The following is a 17122-nucleotide window of genomic DNA, read 5'->3' as shown; positions in this document are numbered from 1 at the left end:
TGACCCGCTTGGAGCTCCACGCCGCCGTAAAGTCCGCTGTGTGGACCATGACGCATCAACCACCGTCGCCACGAAAAGGAATCCTGACCCGTTTGTTCGTCCAAACCAGACCGCCGCAGAAAAAAAAGTGCGCGGTCCAGTCCACTGCTAGTTCGGACGCAAATGAATTATGCCGGTCCAATCGGCCATTCCGGCCGGCGGAAAAAAATAGAAACGGTCCAGTCCACTCACCGGCGATGGTTGATTGGTTGGTCGCGCGGATGGCGCTGCATCTTGTCGCTGTGCGACCCGCCCGGTTTGGGAAAACCGGACGGGCCACCCGGAAAAAAATTGAATGTGGTCCAGTCCAGTCGGTGGATCAAAAAAATGGAGCGCAGCGGTCCATATCATGGGTGGACTAGGCAGGATGCGAGGCGGCGAGAATTGTCTGGTTTATCAATTGAGCTTTGGAGACGGAAAAAAGATGCGCCGCGGTCCAGTCCACCCCGGCAATCGTAGCCCGAGGCGCGAGCCGAGGGGAATGTGGTCGGACTGACCAAACGAACTTGGGATCTCGCAAAAAAAATCGGATCCAGTCCAGTCCGGCGGTTAGAAGAGATGACACACCGACGTTAACCAATCGGCGATTCGCCGATCGGAAGTTTCGCCTGACCGGCCAAGGTCAGTTGGCGGACCGCTTCGTAGGCGACCGTTGCGGCGGTGGCGGACAGGTTCAAGCTGCGAACTTCGGTTCGCATCGGGACCGAGATGTTGTTTTCCGGCGTTTCATTAAGCAACTCCGGCGGCAGCCCTTTCGACTCGGCGCCCAGAACAATTGCGTCTTCCAACTGGAAGTCGACCGTCGTGTAGGATCGTTTCGCCGTTTTCGTGAGGTAGAAGAGTCGCTTGCTGGGAAGACGTTCCCGCAGATGAGCCCAGTCTTCGACCACCTCCCATTCCAGGTGCTGCCAATAGTCCATCCCGGCCCGCTTCAGTTCGCGATCGTCGACCCGAAAGCCAAGCGGTTTGACCAGCCATAACTTGGCCCCAATCGCGACGCAGGTGCGGCCAATGTTGCCAGTATTGGGGGGGATTTCCGGATTGTGGAGAACGATATGGAGCAGCGGAGAGTATTTCAACGGATTTTGCGTTTCAGCGGTCCAAGGAGGCTTTGATGGGATTGGGGGTCTTCGCTATTCTGCCGGACCCGCAGTCGCTTCGCTAGAAGGCAGGATAGGATGGACCGCCGTCAACTAGCGCCGGCTCTGCAATGCTCGGGAGAAAGCTGATGAGTGAAGAAGTACCGTGGAGCGACCAGACGCGGCGGGAGCTGCGCGAGTCGATCAGCCAGTTTCTGCTGGGACAACTCCGTCTCAAGCGAAATGACGCCGAAGAAATCCTCGACAATTGCTGCCAGATGTTTGTCGAGGAGGGGCCGCCCGAGGAAGAAGAGGAAGATTTCGAGCAGTTCGCTGAAGCGGAGTTGGAACGAATCGCAGCTGAACTTGCGGCGGAAGAGGCGACCTGGCCCGACGAGACCGACTGCGATCGCCTTGATCGCGTTGAATCGAAGTTGCGCGACCAAGGAATCATGCTGTGGCAGGTCTCCCCTTGCTGCGATTCGTGCACCGTCAGCGAACTGTCGTATCGGATCGACGAAATCGAGCGTCGATTTCCCGGCTTTAAAGATCGCGTACGGGGATACGCCTTCTTCATTGATCAAACGATGCCCGAGATGCTGGCCGAAAAGACCGAGTTGACGGTCTACTTGGGCTATGGTTGGATTTCGACCGACCAGGCGGAAGTGGCGCCGGATCTCTACGAAGCGAACGCCCTCGGCATCGCTCAGGAGGTTTGTCGTTGTTTGCAGGACGAGGGGCTAGAACCGAATTGGGATGGAAGTTTTTCCCGTAAGATTGGCGTTTCCTTAAATTGGCGACGCCGCGAGACAATCGAATGATCGCTGATACCTGACGTGCCCAAATTCTTGGGGGGGAAATGAGTAGATGGCGGCGGCGAAAGAATGAAAACAGGTGGATGGATATGCTCGGCTGAGGAAATGCCAGCTTGATCGCTTCGGAGCCAGTATCGGAGACGATTCGCGCGAAAAAGTAGCGCAAATGAAGGCAAGAGCGGCGAAGACGTGAAAGGCACGGCAGTTGCGGATGGGACCTGAGTTGAAATCGACTGACCCATCGATTTTTGCTCGTTGCCGGAGTCCCGAAAATGTTGAAACAGTACCCCCTGCTCGTCGAAACGCTGTTGCTGATCCTGGGCGCCGTTCAGTTGCTCTTCGCTTGATCCCGATACGGTCCTGTTCCGCTTGCCCCTGGGGCGACAGCCGGAAAAATGGTGATGTTGCCAAAACTGTTGCGGTACAAGAGAATACGTGCAGTTTAGATAACGCCGCAGGAGACCTTTTCGGTGCAAATTCAGCGAAATTCGACTCGCCGGGTCGCGATTGGTTCGATCGCCATCGGCGATGGCAATCCGATTGCCGTCCAAAGCATGACCGCCACCAAGACGCAGGACATCGACGCAACCGTCGCGCAAGTCCGGGCGCTCGAGGCCGCCGGTGCGGATGTGGTGCGGATTGCGGTCGACAGTAAGAAGGACGCCGAAGCGCTGGCCGAAATTCGCAAACAAACCTCCGCCAACCTGTCGGTCGACCTGCAAGAGAATTACCGCTTGGCCGAACTGGTCGCTCCCCACGTCGACAAGGTCCGCTACAACCCTGGTCACTTATACCACCATGAGCGAACCAAGCCGTGGAAGGAAAAGGTGGAGTACCTGGTCGGCGTCGCCAAGGACAACGACTGTGCGATGCGGATTGGCGTTAACTGCGGCAGCGTCGATCCCGACAAGCTGTTGATGTACGATCCGGAAGATTCGATCACGCCGATGCTGGAAAGCGCGCTGGAACATTGCGCCCACCTCGATTCGCTCGGCTTCACACGCTACTGCGTCTCGCTGAAGGACTCTGACCCGAAAAAGGTGATCGAGGTCAACAAGCTCTTCGCCGACAAACGCCCGGACGTGCCGCTCCATCTGGGCGTGACCGAAGCCGGTATGCCGCCGGATGGGATCATCAAAACGCGGATCGCCTTTGAACAACTGATCAGCCGCGGCATCGGCGATACGATTCGCGTTTCGCTGACCGTGCCGAACCCCCGCAAGCCGGAAGAGATCGCCGCCGGACGGCAGATCCTGGCCGACATCGCCGCGGGACGCGTGCGAAGCGTCGTTGATTACGGCCTCAGCACCCTGAACATCATCAGCTGCCCGAGCTGCTCACGGGTCGAAAACGAAGCGTTCGTCGAACTTGCCGAGCAAGTTCGGGATATGACGCAGTACGCCAAAGAACATGACATCACGATCGCCGTGATGGGGTGCCGCGTCAACGGACCGGGCGAAACTGATGACGCCGACCTGGGACTGTGGTGCGGCCCGAACTTCGTCAATCTGAAACGCGGCGGCGAAGAGCTGGGAGCGTTTCCGTACGACGAGATCCTCGGCAAGCTGAAACATGAACTAGACGCGTTGATTGCGACTCGGGTTGGCGCCAACTAGCCGACTCCGAACTCGCACCACTGGGAAGGGAAGCCAGAAGTGTCGTGCGGCCTGATTTTACGGCTTGGTTTGCTTACCGCATTCTGCGGACTGGCAGGCTGCGCCCTCTGGAATCGACCGACGCCGAGCACGCTGGTGATGCCGACGATCGCGTCGGGCAACCTGGTGATCATCGCCGACTTCCCGCTTCCCGAAGATGAAGCGGCCCGCCAACAGGTCGAATCGCTCCGGGGAGATCTCGCCCAGACGTTACAAGTGCCGATGGAAGACGTGCCGATCCAGGTGCACTTGTATCGCAACGAAAGCGACTACCGCGAGGTGATCGCCCAGCGATTTCCGCAACTGAACGGCCGCCGCGCGGTCTTTGTGAACGACTCGAGCGGGACGCACATTTACGCTCACTGGTCGGATCATGTGGTAACCGATCTGCGTCATGAACTGACGCACGCTTACCTGCACGCCAACGTCGGTCAGATTCCGTTGTGGCTCGACGAAGGTCTGGCTGAGTACTTTGAAGTTCCACCGCAGCCGGGACGGATCAATCCAGAACATCTGCCGACCTTAAACGGCGCCCTGCAAAACGGCGGTTGGCGTCCGAATCTGGATCGACTGTCGACGCTTGATCGCCCGGAAGCGATGACGCGACTCGACTACGCCGAAGCTTGGCTCTGGACGCACTACCTTTTGTCCGGTCCGCAGCGCGGTTTGATCACTTCGAAGTTGGCGGCGGAAAGTCGCCATGAACTGGTCGACCCGATTTCGCTGCGGATCCGCCATGGCAATCCGAATGCGGAGATCGCCGCGACCCAGTACTTGGTCGCGATCTCGCAGCGCTAGAGCGACTTCGCCATGCGAATCGACTGGTAGACCTCGTCGAAGCCAAGAGTTCGCAGCATCGAGTAGCCGCCGAGGTCGTTTTTGTCGACCTGCGTTTCGATCCGGCCGACGCCAGTCTCGGACAGTTGCCGCAGCGCTTCGCCGAGCAGATAACTTGACTTCGCCTCGTCGCCGTCTTCGAGCGTTTCGACCGAGACGAGGGCCGCGGCGTGAACGCCCCAAAGCTGACTGTAGTGGGGCAAATCGATAAAGGTGGCGGTCGCCGCGACGGCCGATTTCAGTTTTGGAATCAGATCGAACTGCGAGCGTTCAAAGTGCATGTAGATGCACGACTGCAGCCAATCGAGCGGCGGCGGATTAAAGTTCGCTTCGACCGAGTAAGCGCGGCGAATCTGCATCATGTCGCGACTGACCGAAGGGCGAAAGCCGCGGATGTTGGCCCGCATCGCCCAGTATTCGCCGATGGTGTCATAGCTACGCTCGACGAGTCGGCTGCGCAGGATTTCAAACGTCGAGGGAACGCCCAGGTTGTGCGATCCGCCGGCCAGCCCGAAGTAAAACGGGCCGAGCGGCGGAGCGCCGCCGGTGATCAGTTGCGCGGCGCCTGATTCTCTCGCCAAGGCTTCGGCCTGGTCGAGCAATGCGTCGCTCGTCGCGTCGTAGTTGGCATGTCCCGCGACCAGCAACATCGAGAGAAACGCATCGCCGCTGGGCGTCGCATCGGGGGAGAGATCGCGCGAGAGAGCGACGTGAGCCATGCCGGCGACGGCGCCATCCGGTTCAACGGCGACCAGGAACGTTTCGGGGCGGAAGTAAGGCTTGGCGAATACGTACGTTTCGAGCGAACCGACCGTCATCGGTTGCGCGAGGTGAGCGCCCAGCGGTTGGCTGTTCCAGATTTCCGCCAGTTTCGGCGGATCGGAGTTGAGAAAGCGGCGAACTTCGATCAAGGGGGCGCAGCAAATGAGGATTGTTGTCGGGGTATGCTTTCAGGCTACCCGATCGCGGGCCTGCGCAAAAGATGTCGCCCTAGATACCGGGGACTTGCATATCAATAAACAGCTCGTCGCCGCGACGTTCGATCGGAAAAGTTTGCTGGCGAATTTCGCTCAACTCATGCTTGCCGGTCGTTACGTCGTATTGCCAGCCATGCCAGGGACATGTGACGATCGAACCGCAGATGCCCCCTTTGGCGACGGGGCCTCCTTGATGTGCGCAGATGCCATCCATCGCGAAGAATTGATCTCCCACGCGATAGAGTCCGATGATGCGACTGGCGATCACCAATTCCAATCCGCAGTCGGCGGGGACGTCGTCAACGTGCGCAGCATGAACCCAATTTGGCATACGAATCAGCGAAGAACAGAGGTGCAGATGCTCTAGGCGGCGCGGCGTGCGCCTTCGGTCTCGGTAGCGGCGGTCGTCGCAGCGGCAGGAGTTTTCTTCTGCTTTTGCGGACGGTCGTCGCGCCAACGATTGTGGATCCACCAGTATTGATCGGGATTGCGACGAATCATCGCTTCGAGATGACTATTGTACCACATCGCCAACTCTTTGACCCCCAGTTGGGGATCAGCGGTGGCGGGATCGTAGATTCCTTGGATTCCCATTTCAAAGTGCATCGGGCGATCGGTGCGGCGGAAGTAGCTCATTACCAGCGGAGCGCCGCTTCCCATCGAGAAGAGCGAGATCGCTTTGTGGCACGACGCCGGGCGTCCCATGAATTCGACCCAGCAACCTTTCGGCCCAGCGTTTTGATCGCAGAGCAGACCGAGCGTTCCGCCCGATTGCAGCGTTTTCTCGATGAAGTTGGCGCTTCCCTGCTTCGGCAGGATGAACTGCCCTGTCGCCCCACGAAACCGTTGGACGAAATCATGCAGGAACTGGTTATCGAGCGGACGAGCCACCGTGTAGGTCGGAAAACCGAGAATGCCGGCGATGTAGCCCATCATCTCGAAGTTGCCGAGGTGCCCCAAGAGAATCACCACCGGACGTTTCGACAGCAACAGGCGAATCTTATCGTCGGCGTTTTTCAGGTCGACGTAGTCGCGCCAGTTCGTTTCGTGAATCTTGCGCGGGGCATGCGCGATTTCGCAAACCATCAGCAGCAGATGTCGCCAGGTTCGGCGAGCGAGCTTCTTCCGCTCAGCGGCCGACATTTCGGGAAAGGCATGCCGGAGATTCGAGTCGAGCAGCTTCGCGCGAATCTTCAACACGTCGCTGACCAGCCAGGCCAGAAATCGGGCGATTGCGGCGCAGCGATCGAGCGGAATCGCCTGGACGATGCAAATCGTCAAGCGAACCGCGACATAGACCAGATAATCCAATACTATCTTTAGACTCACCGCCGCTTCCCTGCTTGGTGCTATCAAACCGGCGGTATTGTGGCGAGAAACGCCCAATAGGAAAAGGGCATTTTACCGAATTCGGCAAAATGCCCTTGGTGGAACTGGATGTTCAGAGAATCGGCTATTTTCCGCTGCGGGCTTTCAGCACCGGGTCCGATTTCAGCGGCAATTGGACCGATTTGCCGGTCTCGGCCGCTTTGTAGATCGCCAGGATCACTTCGACCGCTCGGCGACCTTCCGGGCCGTTGATCAGCGGCTCGCGATCCTTTTTGATCGCGTCGACGAAATCCTTGAACTGGGCGGTGTGGCCATGGTGGCCGATCGCCTTCGGGTCAGCCGCCCCGCCGCCGGTATGGGTTTTGCCGGCCAGACGTTCCTGGATCGCTTGATCCTTCTTGGTCATCTTGGCGAATTCCCACTTTTTCAGGTCTTCCTCTTCCATGATGGCCGAGCCTTGCGAGCCGCTGATTTCGATCCGCTTCAGGAAGCCAGGATACGACGCCGTCGACGCTTGGATCACGCCGAGCGCCCCACTCTTGAACTTCAGCGAAGCGACCGCGACGTCTTCGACTTCAATCCGCTCGTGGGCGAGCAACGACGTGTAGGCCGAGATCTCCTCGACATCCCCCATCAACCAACAGAGGAGGTCGACGCTGTGAATCGCTTGATTCATCAAGGCGCCGCCGCCGTCCAACGCCCACGTGCCGCGCCACGCGCCGCTGTCGTAATAGGCTTGGGTGCGGAACCATTTGACGTAGGCGTCCCCCATCGTCAGCGTCCCGAAACGCCCCGCTTCGATCGCTTTTTTCAGCTCGACCGACGGGCCATGGAACCGCGAGGGGAAGATCGTCGAGAGTTTGACCCCTGCCTTTTCACATTCGCTGATCAGCTTGTCGCAGCGCTTCAGGGTGATTTCGAGCGGCTTCTCGATGATCACGTGCTTGCCGGCGCGAGCCGCCGCAACGCCGGGCTCCATATGAGCGCCGCTCGGGGTGCAGATCGAGACGATGTCGACCGCCGGATCGGCCAGCATCTGGTCGAGGTCGGAGTAGGCGGCGCAGCCATGTTTGGAAGCGAATTCAGCGGCACGCTCGCCGTTACGCGAGTAGCAGGCGACCAGTTTGGCGCCGCGTAGGTCCGCGATAGCGCGAGCGTGGAAATCGGCGATCATTCCACAACCGACGATGGCAAAGCCGAGCGACATCTTGTCGTCCTTTCTTAGGCAGGATGAGAGTCTTTACGCGAGGAAAGTCGCTCATTATAGACGCTTCCCCGCCTTGGAGTACCCGGCGAAGCCCGGCTCAGAACTTAAAAAAATTGGCGCAGACACGCGTTTGGCGATTAGCTATTTATTGCCCCGCTCGATCGCTGACAAGGATGCGGCGAGCGAAAAAAGCTTGAACTTTGGAAAGGCTCGTCGTTGCTCGCAAGTTTGCGGGAACGAGCGAGAGCCCCCCTCCTGGGTCGAAGCTGCTTTGATGTCGGAGCACGCGGTTAACTGGGTCGACCGCGCCGACATTGGCTTCACGGCGAGCCTTTTTTTAGGCCCCTGGAACTTGCTTCCCACAAGCTCCAGGGGCTGGATATATCGAAAGGGCGAGAATCGTTTGGTTCTCGCCCTTTTTCGTTTCTTGCTTCCTTTTCATCTCCGCCGGAAAAGGTTTGACGAGCCCTGACGCGACGCTTACGTTTTCGAATATCTCTTTGGACGTTTCCCGACTCGGGAGAATCAGCGATGTCTAGTCGCAAATATGTCGTCGTCGCGGTGCTCGCACTTCTTGGGCTCTTTGGTTTGACGGCGGCTGACTCGCTTGCCGCCGAAACGTATGAATTAGCGTCCGACGTTTTTACTCCGGGCATACGCATCAGCAGTGCGCCGCAGCCGATCTGCAAGTTTCAATTGGCGGTTCGCAAAGTTGGCGACGACCGCTACTCCGGCACGCTGACGCTGACTCAGGCCGCTCCCGCCATCGACGATTTCGGCAACGTCAACATGGGAAACGCAGCGCCGCCGCTGAAGCTCGATTGCACGATGGGCTTCGTCAAAAAGCAGAGCTTCACCATGAATCCGGGCGGACCTCCTCCGGAGACTCAAGAGTGGATGCTTTATCGGTTGACCGGTCCGAAGATCAGCAACCCGCTCTATATCTCGGCGCCTGACGGCAGTCTGCGCAGCTGCCGACTTGTGATCTGGAGCGACAAGCCGGCGCCGCTGGCGGTCGTTTGGCTGCGCGAGCCGCCGTTGCCGCTGCCATGCCACCCTGGCTGTTTTCCGGCCGGCACAATGGTCGTTGTTCCGGGAGGCGAAAAGCGGGTCGACGCGATTCAAGTCGGTGATCCCGTCATGACGGTAGGCGCTGACGGAAATGTAACGCCGCAGAAAGTGGCCGACGTCTTCGTTACCCGCAACCGACTGGTTGAGGTGATCGCCGACGCTGGGAAGCTGACGACGACCGAGACGCAGCCTCTTTGTCACGTTACGCAAGGGTTCCGCGCGGCGGGCGAATTGCAAGCCGGAGATCGCATCTGGTTATGGCGGGATGAAAAGAAAAGCGAAAGCGTCGTTCGCGAAGTGAAGCCGACCGACCGAATCGAGCCGGTCTTCAATCTGGTCGTCGACGAAGGAGTGGTATTCATCGCCGGTGGATTTCTGGCTCGCTGCAAACCGCCCGCAATTGTCGAGGGAGATCCGGTTGCGTCGAAACATGTTGGCGCGGTCGCGAAGCCAGGGCATGCGCATCACCACAAGCAGCCTTAGGGCGCCGCGCCTACTTTGAACTCGATTCGCCGTGCAGCAAAAAGTCTGGCGTTTAGTGCCGCAGCGTGATTCCGGTAATGATATAGTTGCGTCCGCCAGATCCCCCTTCGACCATCACTTGCAACCGCTCGCTGATTCCCCAATAGAAGCCGGTGAGGAAGTTCCACGGCTCGGGCTCGTATTGATCGACCTGGACATGCAAGTCGTTGCCAATCAGCGGGACATCGAGCGTCAGGTCGACTGTCTGAGCGGTGTCTTGGTACATGGCGCCAACATAGAAGGCGCCCTTGAAGAACGGCAGGTCGACTGGAACGCCGACACGCGGCGACCAGACTTCGGCGGTCAGCGTGTTGTCAACCTTGTCGAACGTCGTCCAGGTCTTATTGTAGTCAAGCGTCGCAAACCACCGCTTACCCCCAATGCCAAACGTACCGCCGGCTCCGGCGGTCGTTCCTTCGATGTCGACATCCAGAGTGATCATTCGATCGGGCGACATCATAATGGGGAAATCGCGGACGATCACTTGGGCGGTGCCGGTCGAGCGGGTATGGCCCACAATGCCGTACAAATTGAAGAAGGGCACGATCCAGAGGTCGAGTCGCGCGATCTGGCTCGACGCGTGGAACTTCGAGTTGGGAACGTCGACGCGATTGACCGACTGCGGCGTGTTGTTGCCGAAGGCGAGTCGCACGTCCGAAACGGCGACGGTTCGATTCATCTCGGTAAAGACGACGCCGGTGCCCAATTCCGGCGGCAACGTCATTCCGCTCCCTTCCGCAAGTCCTGAGAGAAGCGGAAACGGCAGCGGCGCTTCAGGAATGACATAGTCGACGAAGCCGCCGACCACTTTCTGCGTCTGGCCGAAGAGCCCCAGCAGCGTATGGCGGCGGTACTGAGGATGAAGCGCCCAGTACTCGATCCGCTGGTTGCAACTGTCGCAATAATCCCACGGCACGCAGTAATTGTCTTCTTCGTCCCCGTCGCCGCCGGCGCAACCGCATCCACATTCGCTGCAATCGCAGCCGCAATCGCAGCCATCACTTGCCGAGTTGTACGTGGCGCCGCGGTCGACGAAGGCTTCGTCGACAGTGAGCGTTTTGTAGAACGCTTCGACGCCAAATGCGACGCCGCATCCGCAATGGAGCAAGAGAGCGGCGATCCAGACGCGCGTAAGCATAAAAATGATTCCCGTGGACTACAAGTTCGCTGGAACGCGAGCGCCAACTAACGCCCGCGTTCCACGGGATGGAATTCGTATTCAACGGGCGAAGACAAGCAAGGTAGATCTTAGTACGAATTCAATGTCGCCGGCGCAGGGCCTTATCCCTGCCAGCGGGCGGTCCCAGCGTCAACTATCGGGTGAGCCGTTGGAAATCATGAGGCTTTTTGGCGGACGCAGACGCTAGCGAAAGGAAGTCCTTATGCGGCGCTTGTCAAAGACCTTAATACTAGTCGCATCGTGAAGAATCAGGGAGTGCTAGCGGCTTGACTGTCGTCGGCAGTTGGCTTGTGAGAATGAAAGCCGCGCCAGCCGAGGTAGCACAATGCGCCTTGTCCCGCGCCGAGCCAGACGAAGAGAAAGGTCAGGCCCCATGCCGTTAGGTTTACCCACATCAGCACTTCTTTTTCGTAGTGATAAAGGGCCACTTCGAGTTTCTGAAGCGCTCCTTTGATTTGTTCGATGCGGCCGTCGATCAGGCCCAAGGTTGCCGTGACTCGCAGGGCAAGTTTGGCGATTTGCTCCGTTGCGTTCGTTTCCAGTTTCTCATCCCCAAGCTCCGCAACTCGCTGGCTGATGTTTCTCGCGATCTCAAGCCCTTCGTCGAGTTGCGTTTGGATTCCGTCGATTTCGGTCATCAACTTTTGGGCAGGCTCGACGTCGACGTTCAGTCCCAACGATTGGGTAACGTCGATCCCGTGTTGCATGACGAGCGCCGACTGTTCGGTGATCTCGAGCCATTTTTCCGCCTTATCCAGTTCGACAAGTAGCGCTTCCGCTTTCTCCTGGACGTGAAGCTTCGACCCCACTGCTTCGGCAGCTTCCTTCTTCACCCAATTCTTGGCGGTTTGTTCGATCTCGTTGGTCGTGATCTTCAGCGATTGGACGCGACTGTCAATTTGCTCGACGCGCTCCCCTGCTCCGTGCAGCATCTTGTCGCCAACGTCGAACAGCGTGACGGTCGCGTCGGCCAGACGGAAGCTAACGCTCCAGATGTAAAAGATCACCACCGTGCAGGCGATCACGCCGATCGTTCCGAAGATCAGTCCGATGATCGAGAGGATGCGTTTGGCCATGTTGCGTTCCCGGCGCCAGATTCCCTAATCGAGTCTTGCCCCGGCATTGTAACGCAATTTGGCGGCCAGACGCGGGCCTTATTTCTTCGCCGGCGGCCCAAAGTCGAACTCAAACGGCTGCATGATTTCGTCCAGCTTCGAGAAAGCCCCTTCCGAAATCTGCGTCTTGCCGACGATCGCCGGCATCAGGCCGAAGAGTTGATTCTCACGCTCGGGATCGGCCAGGCGGAGCGCCTCGTTGATGTAGCCGGCCGGCGCATTGTCGTTGATCAACTCGTCGACGAACTCTTTGCCAAACCTCTCGTCCAGGTAAGCGAGCGCCTCCTCTTGGTTCTTAAAGTCTTCTCCTTCGAAGAGCCAGTGATGGAACGCTTCGTATTCTTCCGGCTTCATTCGCCAGAGATTGATCGCCAGGTAGGCGAGTTGGCAGGCGCTTTCATGTTCCGGCAACGTTTCCGGGACGTAGGCGTTGCAGTTATCCGAAAGGGGAAGCGGCATCACGATCACGGCGAGCTTGCCGTCGTATTGTTGGCGGGCCTGATCGAGAAAATGACTCGCGTCGCGGCAATACTCGCAGGTGTAGTCCATCACGTCGATCACGACGAACTCCGCCTCTGGATCGCCGATGATCGGCCAGGCGTACGTGTCGACTTCGACGGCGCCGCCGGCGAACAACACCTTACGCGACTTTTCGATCCGATCTTCATCGGGGGACTTCAAACGAAGTTCCACCTCGGCGACTTGCTTCTGCTGGACGGTCGCATTGCGAGGACCATCTGGTTCCGGCATCGCGACCTGACCAAAGATCAGCATCACCAGACCGAGGAAGCTGACGACGCCGGCCGACGTCGCCTGGCGAACTCCCGGCGGAAATGCGGCCCAGGCCAGTCCCGCCCCAATGAGCGAGCAAGCGTGGGCACCCATGCAAAACGGGCAGTACTTCCCCAACACGCCAGCTTGAATGCCAATAAACCAAACGGCCGAGACCGCCGCGAGCGTCATCAGTACAACGACGAACTGCTCACCCTGACGTTTGCTCTCGTCCGGAATCGAAAAGAACGTGAACGCCAGGATGCCGAGCGCTGACGCGTAGACCGCAAAGCCGACGACGCTGACCGGCAGCGTGAACCATTTCGACCATTCGCTATTGAGCACGTCATGGCACGAAGAGTTGAAGCCGCAACCAGCGACAGGCGAAGCGGTCAGGCTGGCGTACGTCAAATAGCCGCACAGCCCAAGGCCGACGATCAAGACGGCCAACAAAGCGGAACGAAGCATAGCTAGATCAGGGGTGAAGACTCAGGAAAATGCTCCGCTCCATTGTAGTTGCCGCCCTATCCCATTTCCTGCGAGACGATAGGCCGGGCGGGAAAACCGGGGCGAATCGCCGTGAATTCCCGCCTTTTGGGAGGGGAATAGCGTCGAAAAGCCTGCTTTTGGCGTTGGCTGGCGATCGTTTTTAACGGTTCGAGCCGACCAACGTCGGCGGCGGATTTGACTGGGTTCTGAAAGCTGCGGACCGCTAGCCGTGCTGGCTTCTGCCTCGGGAAGGGGCGTCGCCCTGAACAAGTTGCTGGAAAAATAGGCCGACTTTGCCGATTTCGGCGAAGTTAACGCTATCGCCGCGACGATGAATAACGCCAGGTAACATTGCGCCTTGTGGATGGGAACAATGAAGGCAAGCTGGCGCCATCTCGGAATCGTATTCGTTGCAACGCAAGCCGTTGGCTGCTTCGGCGTGCGATATCACGACTCGATGGCGCTGCCGACTTGCGACACGACTTGCCAGACCGCTGCTCATGGTCACCACCATGACGCTGAAGCACATGGCGAAGAGAATCAGTTGATCGCTTACGATCAGCCGATGATTCCGCCGCGACCGAAATTCCATCCAGTGCCAACTCGCCCCGCCTTCGCGCCGCGGGTTGAGTACTCGCCGCCGCAGTTGATCCGCGTACCGGTCTTGGCGGAAGTCCCTCCGGGCCCCATCTTGCTGCAGCCGACCCCGCCGCTGAAACCGATTCCTGTCGAATCGGTTCCTGCCGAGACGCTGCCGCATACCGAGCCGATCGAACAAACGGCGCCGCTGCCGTTACCGCGGCCGACCATTCCGGCGAAGCCGATAATCGCTCCTCTACCGCAGCCGTTGCTGCTTGACGTCGAACTCGATCAGCCGGAAGAATTCCGTACGATCCAGGGAACCTGGCGTACGAAGCCGTCGACGTAAGCTCCAGCTAATCCTCAAGTTTTGCGCTGCTGCGCACTTCCTGCGCGCGATGCTAGCGATTGCGTTGTCAAGTTGGGTTGAGTCTGCGGGCTGAAGGTCGATCGATCAAGCGTGCAGTCCCCCTGTTCCGATGAAAGTTTCACGCCTAATTGCCTGCACCTTTGCGCCGGCAGGGCGATGGAAAGCCGACCTCGACTCGACTCACGGAACGACGAGACCCCTATGCGTCACCCTGCCTCGCGTCATCTCTTGACCTTGTTCGTTCTCGTTTGCGTCGCGTCCGGCATGACCGTTCGCAATGCGGTCGGGACGGAACTCCGCATGACGCCGATCGTCAAAGCGGTTCAAGGGGTGAAAGAGTCGATCGTGAACATTCACGGTCATAAAACGATCTCTACCGCCAGCGCGATTGGCGACGCTCCCCGGCAAGTGAACGGCATGGGCACCGGCGTAATCGTCGATGAACGTGGCTACATCATCACCAACCAGCACGTGGTTGAAGGAGTTCGCCGCATTCAGGTCACGCTGAATGACGGAACCACCTACGTCGCCCAGCTGATCGCCTTCGACGAAAAGACCGACCTGGCGCTGATCAAGATCGACGCCGAAAAGGCCCTGCCGGTCGTCACCACCGGCACCTCGTCCGACCTGATGCCGGGCGAAACCGTCATCGCCGTCGGCAACGCCTACGGTTACGAAAACTCGGTTACCCGCGGCATCATCAGCGCCCTGCACCGCACCGTCCAGGTTAGCGATACGCAGAAGTACTACGACCTGATCCAGACTGACGCCAGCATCAACCCGGGCAACAGCGGCGGCCCGCTGCTGAACATCGACGGCGAAATGATCGGCATCAACGTCGCCGTTCGCGTCGGTGCCCAGGGGATCGGCTTTGCGATTCCGGCCGACACCGTGATGGAAGTCGCGTCGCAGCTGATGTCGATTCAGCGTCTCGACGCTCACTGGCACGGCATCGTCGGCGAAACCAAATTCGTCAACGGCGTCGCCAGCTTCCATGTGAAGTCGGTTGAGCCGAACAGCCCCGCTTCGCTCTGCGGCATTCAGACCGGCGACGTCATCACCGCGATCGACGACCTGGAAGTCTGCCGCATGCTCGACGTCGAACGGGCCCTGCTCGATCGCGAAACGGGCGAAGAGGTCTCGTTCAAGGTGTCGCGAGGCGAAGGAGACGAAAAGTCGATGTCGCTGGTGCTGCAAGGCCAAGGCGCCGGCGGCAACTATGTCGACGCCGCCTGGGAACTGCTCGGCATCCGCGTGCAGTCCGTTCCGTCGAACGAATTCCGAGCCAACAACTCGCGTTATCGCGGCGGCCTTCGCATCACCGCGGTCAAGGCTTACAGCCCGGCCGCTCGCCAGCAGATTCGCGTCGGCGACGTGCTGGTCGGCATGCACGAATGGGAAACGATCTCGGTCGACAACCTGGAGTACATCCTGAAGAGCGACGTCATCGCTCAGAAGCGACCGATCAAGTTCTACATTCTTCGCGACAACGAAACCTTCTACGGCGACATCGCGGTGGCCAACTATCGCGTTCGCTAGTATGGGTGACCCGAGGGACATGAAATGATGCAACCTTGGGTCTTTCTGGCCGGCGCCATCCTGTTGGAAGTCGCCGGCACCACGTCGATGAAGTTGTCGGAAGGGTTCACCCGGCCGCTGCCGTCGCTGCTGCTATTCTTCTTTTACGCCGGGTCGTTCACGTCGCTCACCTTCGCACTGAACAAGATCGACGTCAGCCACGCGTACGCCGTCTGGTCGGGCGTCGGCACCGCCCTGATCGCGGTGATCGGCATGTGCTTCTTCCGCGAGACCTTCTCGCCGATCAAACTGGCCAGCATCCTGATGATCATCTTCGGCGTCGTCGGCCTGAACATGTGCGGGACGAAGCACTAGGACGGCTTGCACCCGCCGGTCGTCATCTCTCTCTTTACTAGCCCGCAGCGCAAGCAAGGGAATGCGGCCGCGGGTCAAAATGACGAATGTCTAATTCGGATCTCTGGTCCTGCCGGCGAATGGTCCGCTCTAAAAATAGGACCGGACCCTCTTCGTTTTTTTATTCGGACCAACATTGGGAAGCTGGCGTTGTTCGATTGTCGGGACGATCCAGCAGGCTGTTGACGCAACTACTTGGGACAATTGCGCTTCCAAGCGAAGTCATTCAAGTCATCTCGCTGAACCGGTCACGCGATTTAGCGAATTGGGACCTCTTTTTGGGACCGGACTGCTTGGCGAGGTCCGCAAAATGGGACCCCGGGTCCTAAATCCTAGGCGATGACGGAGGAGGCGCCGGCGCTTGCCGTCGCCGAGATCTTCGCCATCGCGCACTCGACCACGAATCCGTGCGCTTTGTCAAGAGACAAAGGCGGCGCGAAACGTCGCCGTCGATCGTACGGACTGCGAGGGAGAAATCGGCGATTTCTTCCAATCGTCGAAGACTTCTCCGCGCGTCTTGACGGGGGTTAGCGCCGTCCGTTCTGATGGCCGGAGCATCGACGTTGGATAAACAGCGAGAACGTGAAGCGAGCAGCGAATGCGAGATCTGGCCGAGCTTGGATTCAAATCAACGGGCATCGAAACCGAGGAGTCGATTTCGCACCTGGAGTCGCTCTTGGGAGTGCCGCTGCCGAGTCAGTTCCGCCGTCACTTGCTGCTGCATGGGGGCGGCTATCTGGACGACTGCATCTATGAGTGCCAGATGCCGACGCCGTTTGGACATGGGAACATCGTACAAATCGCCGGCACTCGGGATATGGAGACGACGATCTATTCGGAGACGATTCCCTGGAATCTACTCTGCATCGGCGAAGGGCATCTGGGGCAGTCGACCTGCATCTCGATCGCCGGCCTTGATCATGGCAAGTGCTACGCTTTTGATTGCAATATGCGGTTTTATTGGAGCGAGAGGGACATTAAAGCGCTTCCGCACCTTGATCCTTCGATCATCGAGTTCTTTCGCCTCCGCGACGAAGACGAACTGCCGGAACGTCCGTGGGGTTACGAAAATTGTTACCTGGCGACCGATTCGTTTGACGAGTTATTAGGGAAGCTCCAACGATTGCCTGAATGAGGAAGTTTTCCCGGGACGCG

The 17122-nt window shown here is 58.7% G+C and carries 16 protein-coding genes; 8 read left to right on the top strand and 8 right to left on the bottom strand.

Translation table 11 applies throughout. The features are described 5' to 3' along the window. Positions 1–611: 611 nt before the first annotated feature. Positions 612–1118 (bottom strand): tRNA (cytidine(34)-2'-O)-methyltransferase, encoded by a 507-nt coding sequence (locus LOC68_RS03220; RefSeq protein ID WP_230215722.1) that lies wholly within the window; start codon positions 1116–1118, stop codon positions 612–614. Positions 1119–1267: 149 nt separating this feature from the next. On the opposite strand from LOC68_RS03220, the gene LOC68_RS03215 reads away from it, so the two are divergent. The 3 genes from LOC68_RS03215 (at position 1268) to LOC68_RS03205 (ending at position 4386) form a co-directional block, all read left to right on the top strand. Beyond that, entirely contained in the window at positions 1268–1939 is a 672-nt protein-coding gene (locus LOC68_RS03215) for a DUF6891 domain-containing protein (protein ID WP_230215720.1), read from the top strand. Between the two features lie 464 nt (positions 1940–2403). Further along, the gene (gene ispG / locus LOC68_RS03210) at positions 2404–3549 is read left to right on the top strand and encodes a (E)-4-hydroxy-3-methylbut-2-enyl-diphosphate synthase (RefSeq protein ID WP_230215718.1); all 1146 of its coding nucleotides are present in this window, start codon (positions 2404–2406) and stop codon (positions 3547–3549) included. 39 nt (positions 3550–3588) lie between these two features. After that, entirely contained in the window at positions 3589–4386 is a 798-nt protein-coding gene (locus LOC68_RS03205) for a DUF1570 domain-containing protein (RefSeq protein ID WP_230215716.1), read from the top strand. On the opposite strand, the gene LOC68_RS03200 is transcribed toward LOC68_RS03205, so the two are convergent. The 4 genes from LOC68_RS03200 to LOC68_RS03185 all read right to left on the bottom strand — a co-directional run bounded on the left by LOC68_RS03200 (position 4383) and on the right by LOC68_RS03185 (position 7938). Continuing rightward, positions 4383–5336, bottom strand: a complete 954-nt coding sequence (locus LOC68_RS03200) for a hypothetical protein (protein WP_230215714.1) — start codon at positions 5334–5336, stop codon at positions 4383–4385. The two genes, LOC68_RS03205 and LOC68_RS03200, sit on opposite strands and share 4 nt — an antisense overlap. Before the next feature lie 79 nt (positions 5337–5415). Further along, positions 5416–5733 carry a Rieske (2Fe-2S) protein gene (locus LOC68_RS03195; protein ID WP_230215713.1) on the bottom strand — a complete coding sequence of 106 codons (318 nt, stop codon included), beginning with the start codon at positions 5731–5733 and terminating at the stop codon, positions 5416–5418. 32 nt (positions 5734–5765) lie between these two features. Next, a complete protein-coding gene (locus tag LOC68_RS03190) occupies positions 5766–6731 on the bottom strand; it encodes a lysophospholipid acyltransferase family protein (protein WP_230215711.1) in 966 nt (321 codons plus the stop codon). Between the two features lie 124 nt (positions 6732–6855). After that, positions 6856–7938 carry a Gfo/Idh/MocA family protein gene (locus LOC68_RS03185; RefSeq protein WP_230215709.1) on the bottom strand — a complete coding sequence of 361 codons (1083 nt, stop codon included), beginning with the start codon at positions 7936–7938 and terminating at the stop codon, positions 6856–6858. A gap of 531 nt (positions 7939–8469) precedes the next feature. Between LOC68_RS03185 and LOC68_RS03180 the strand changes: the two genes are divergently transcribed. Continuing rightward, a complete protein-coding gene (locus LOC68_RS03180; RefSeq protein WP_230215707.1) occupies positions 8470–9492 on the top strand; it encodes a Hint domain-containing protein in 1023 nt (340 codons plus the stop codon). 52 nt (positions 9493–9544) lie between these two features. Here the strand turns inward: LOC68_RS03180 and LOC68_RS03175 are convergent, their stop codons facing one another. The 3 genes from LOC68_RS03175 to LOC68_RS03165 all read right to left on the bottom strand — a co-directional run bounded on the left by LOC68_RS03175 (position 9545) and on the right by LOC68_RS03165 (position 13065). Next, positions 9545–10669, bottom strand: coding sequence for a hypothetical protein (locus LOC68_RS03175; RefSeq protein WP_230215705.1), 1125 nt, complete (start codon positions 10667–10669; stop codon positions 9545–9547). A 290-nt stretch (positions 10670–10959) separates the two neighbouring features. Further along, on the bottom strand, positions 10960–11787 hold the full coding sequence (locus tag LOC68_RS03170) for a hypothetical protein (protein WP_230215703.1): 828 nt from the start codon (positions 11785–11787) through the stop codon (positions 10960–10962). A gap of 78 nt (positions 11788–11865) precedes the next feature. Then, positions 11866–13065 carry a vitamin K epoxide reductase family protein gene (locus LOC68_RS03165; protein WP_230215701.1) on the bottom strand — a complete coding sequence of 400 codons (1200 nt, stop codon included), beginning with the start codon at positions 13063–13065 and terminating at the stop codon, positions 11866–11868. 394 nt (positions 13066–13459) lie between these two features. Between LOC68_RS03165 and LOC68_RS03160 the strand changes: the two genes are divergently transcribed. From LOC68_RS03160 to LOC68_RS03145, 4 genes are all read left to right on the top strand, one after another. Further along, the gene (locus tag LOC68_RS03160) at positions 13460–14014 is read left to right on the top strand and encodes a hypothetical protein (RefSeq protein WP_230215699.1); all 555 of its coding nucleotides are present in this window, start codon (positions 13460–13462) and stop codon (positions 14012–14014) included. 222 nt (positions 14015–14236) lie between these two features. Beyond that, positions 14237–15574, top strand: a complete 1338-nt coding sequence (locus LOC68_RS03155) for a trypsin-like peptidase domain-containing protein (RefSeq protein WP_230215697.1) — start codon at positions 14237–14239, stop codon at positions 15572–15574. A gap of 24 nt (positions 15575–15598) precedes the next feature. Then, positions 15599–15928, top strand: a complete 330-nt coding sequence (locus LOC68_RS03150; RefSeq protein WP_230215695.1) for a DMT family transporter — start codon at positions 15599–15601, stop codon at positions 15926–15928. Between the two features lie 637 nt (positions 15929–16565). Then, on the top strand, positions 16566–17102 hold the full coding sequence (locus LOC68_RS03145) for an SMI1/KNR4 family protein (RefSeq protein ID WP_230215693.1): 537 nt from the start codon (positions 16566–16568) through the stop codon (positions 17100–17102). The last annotated feature ends 20 nt before the right edge of the window (positions 17103–17122 follow it).

Source organism: Blastopirellula sediminis, assembly GCF_020966755.1.
Lineage (GTDB): Bacteria > Planctomycetota > Planctomycetia > Pirellulales > Pirellulaceae > Blastopirellula > Blastopirellula sediminis.
The sequence above is the reverse complement of the archived record's forward strand: the minus strand, read 5'-3'. Positions and strand labels throughout refer to the sequence as shown.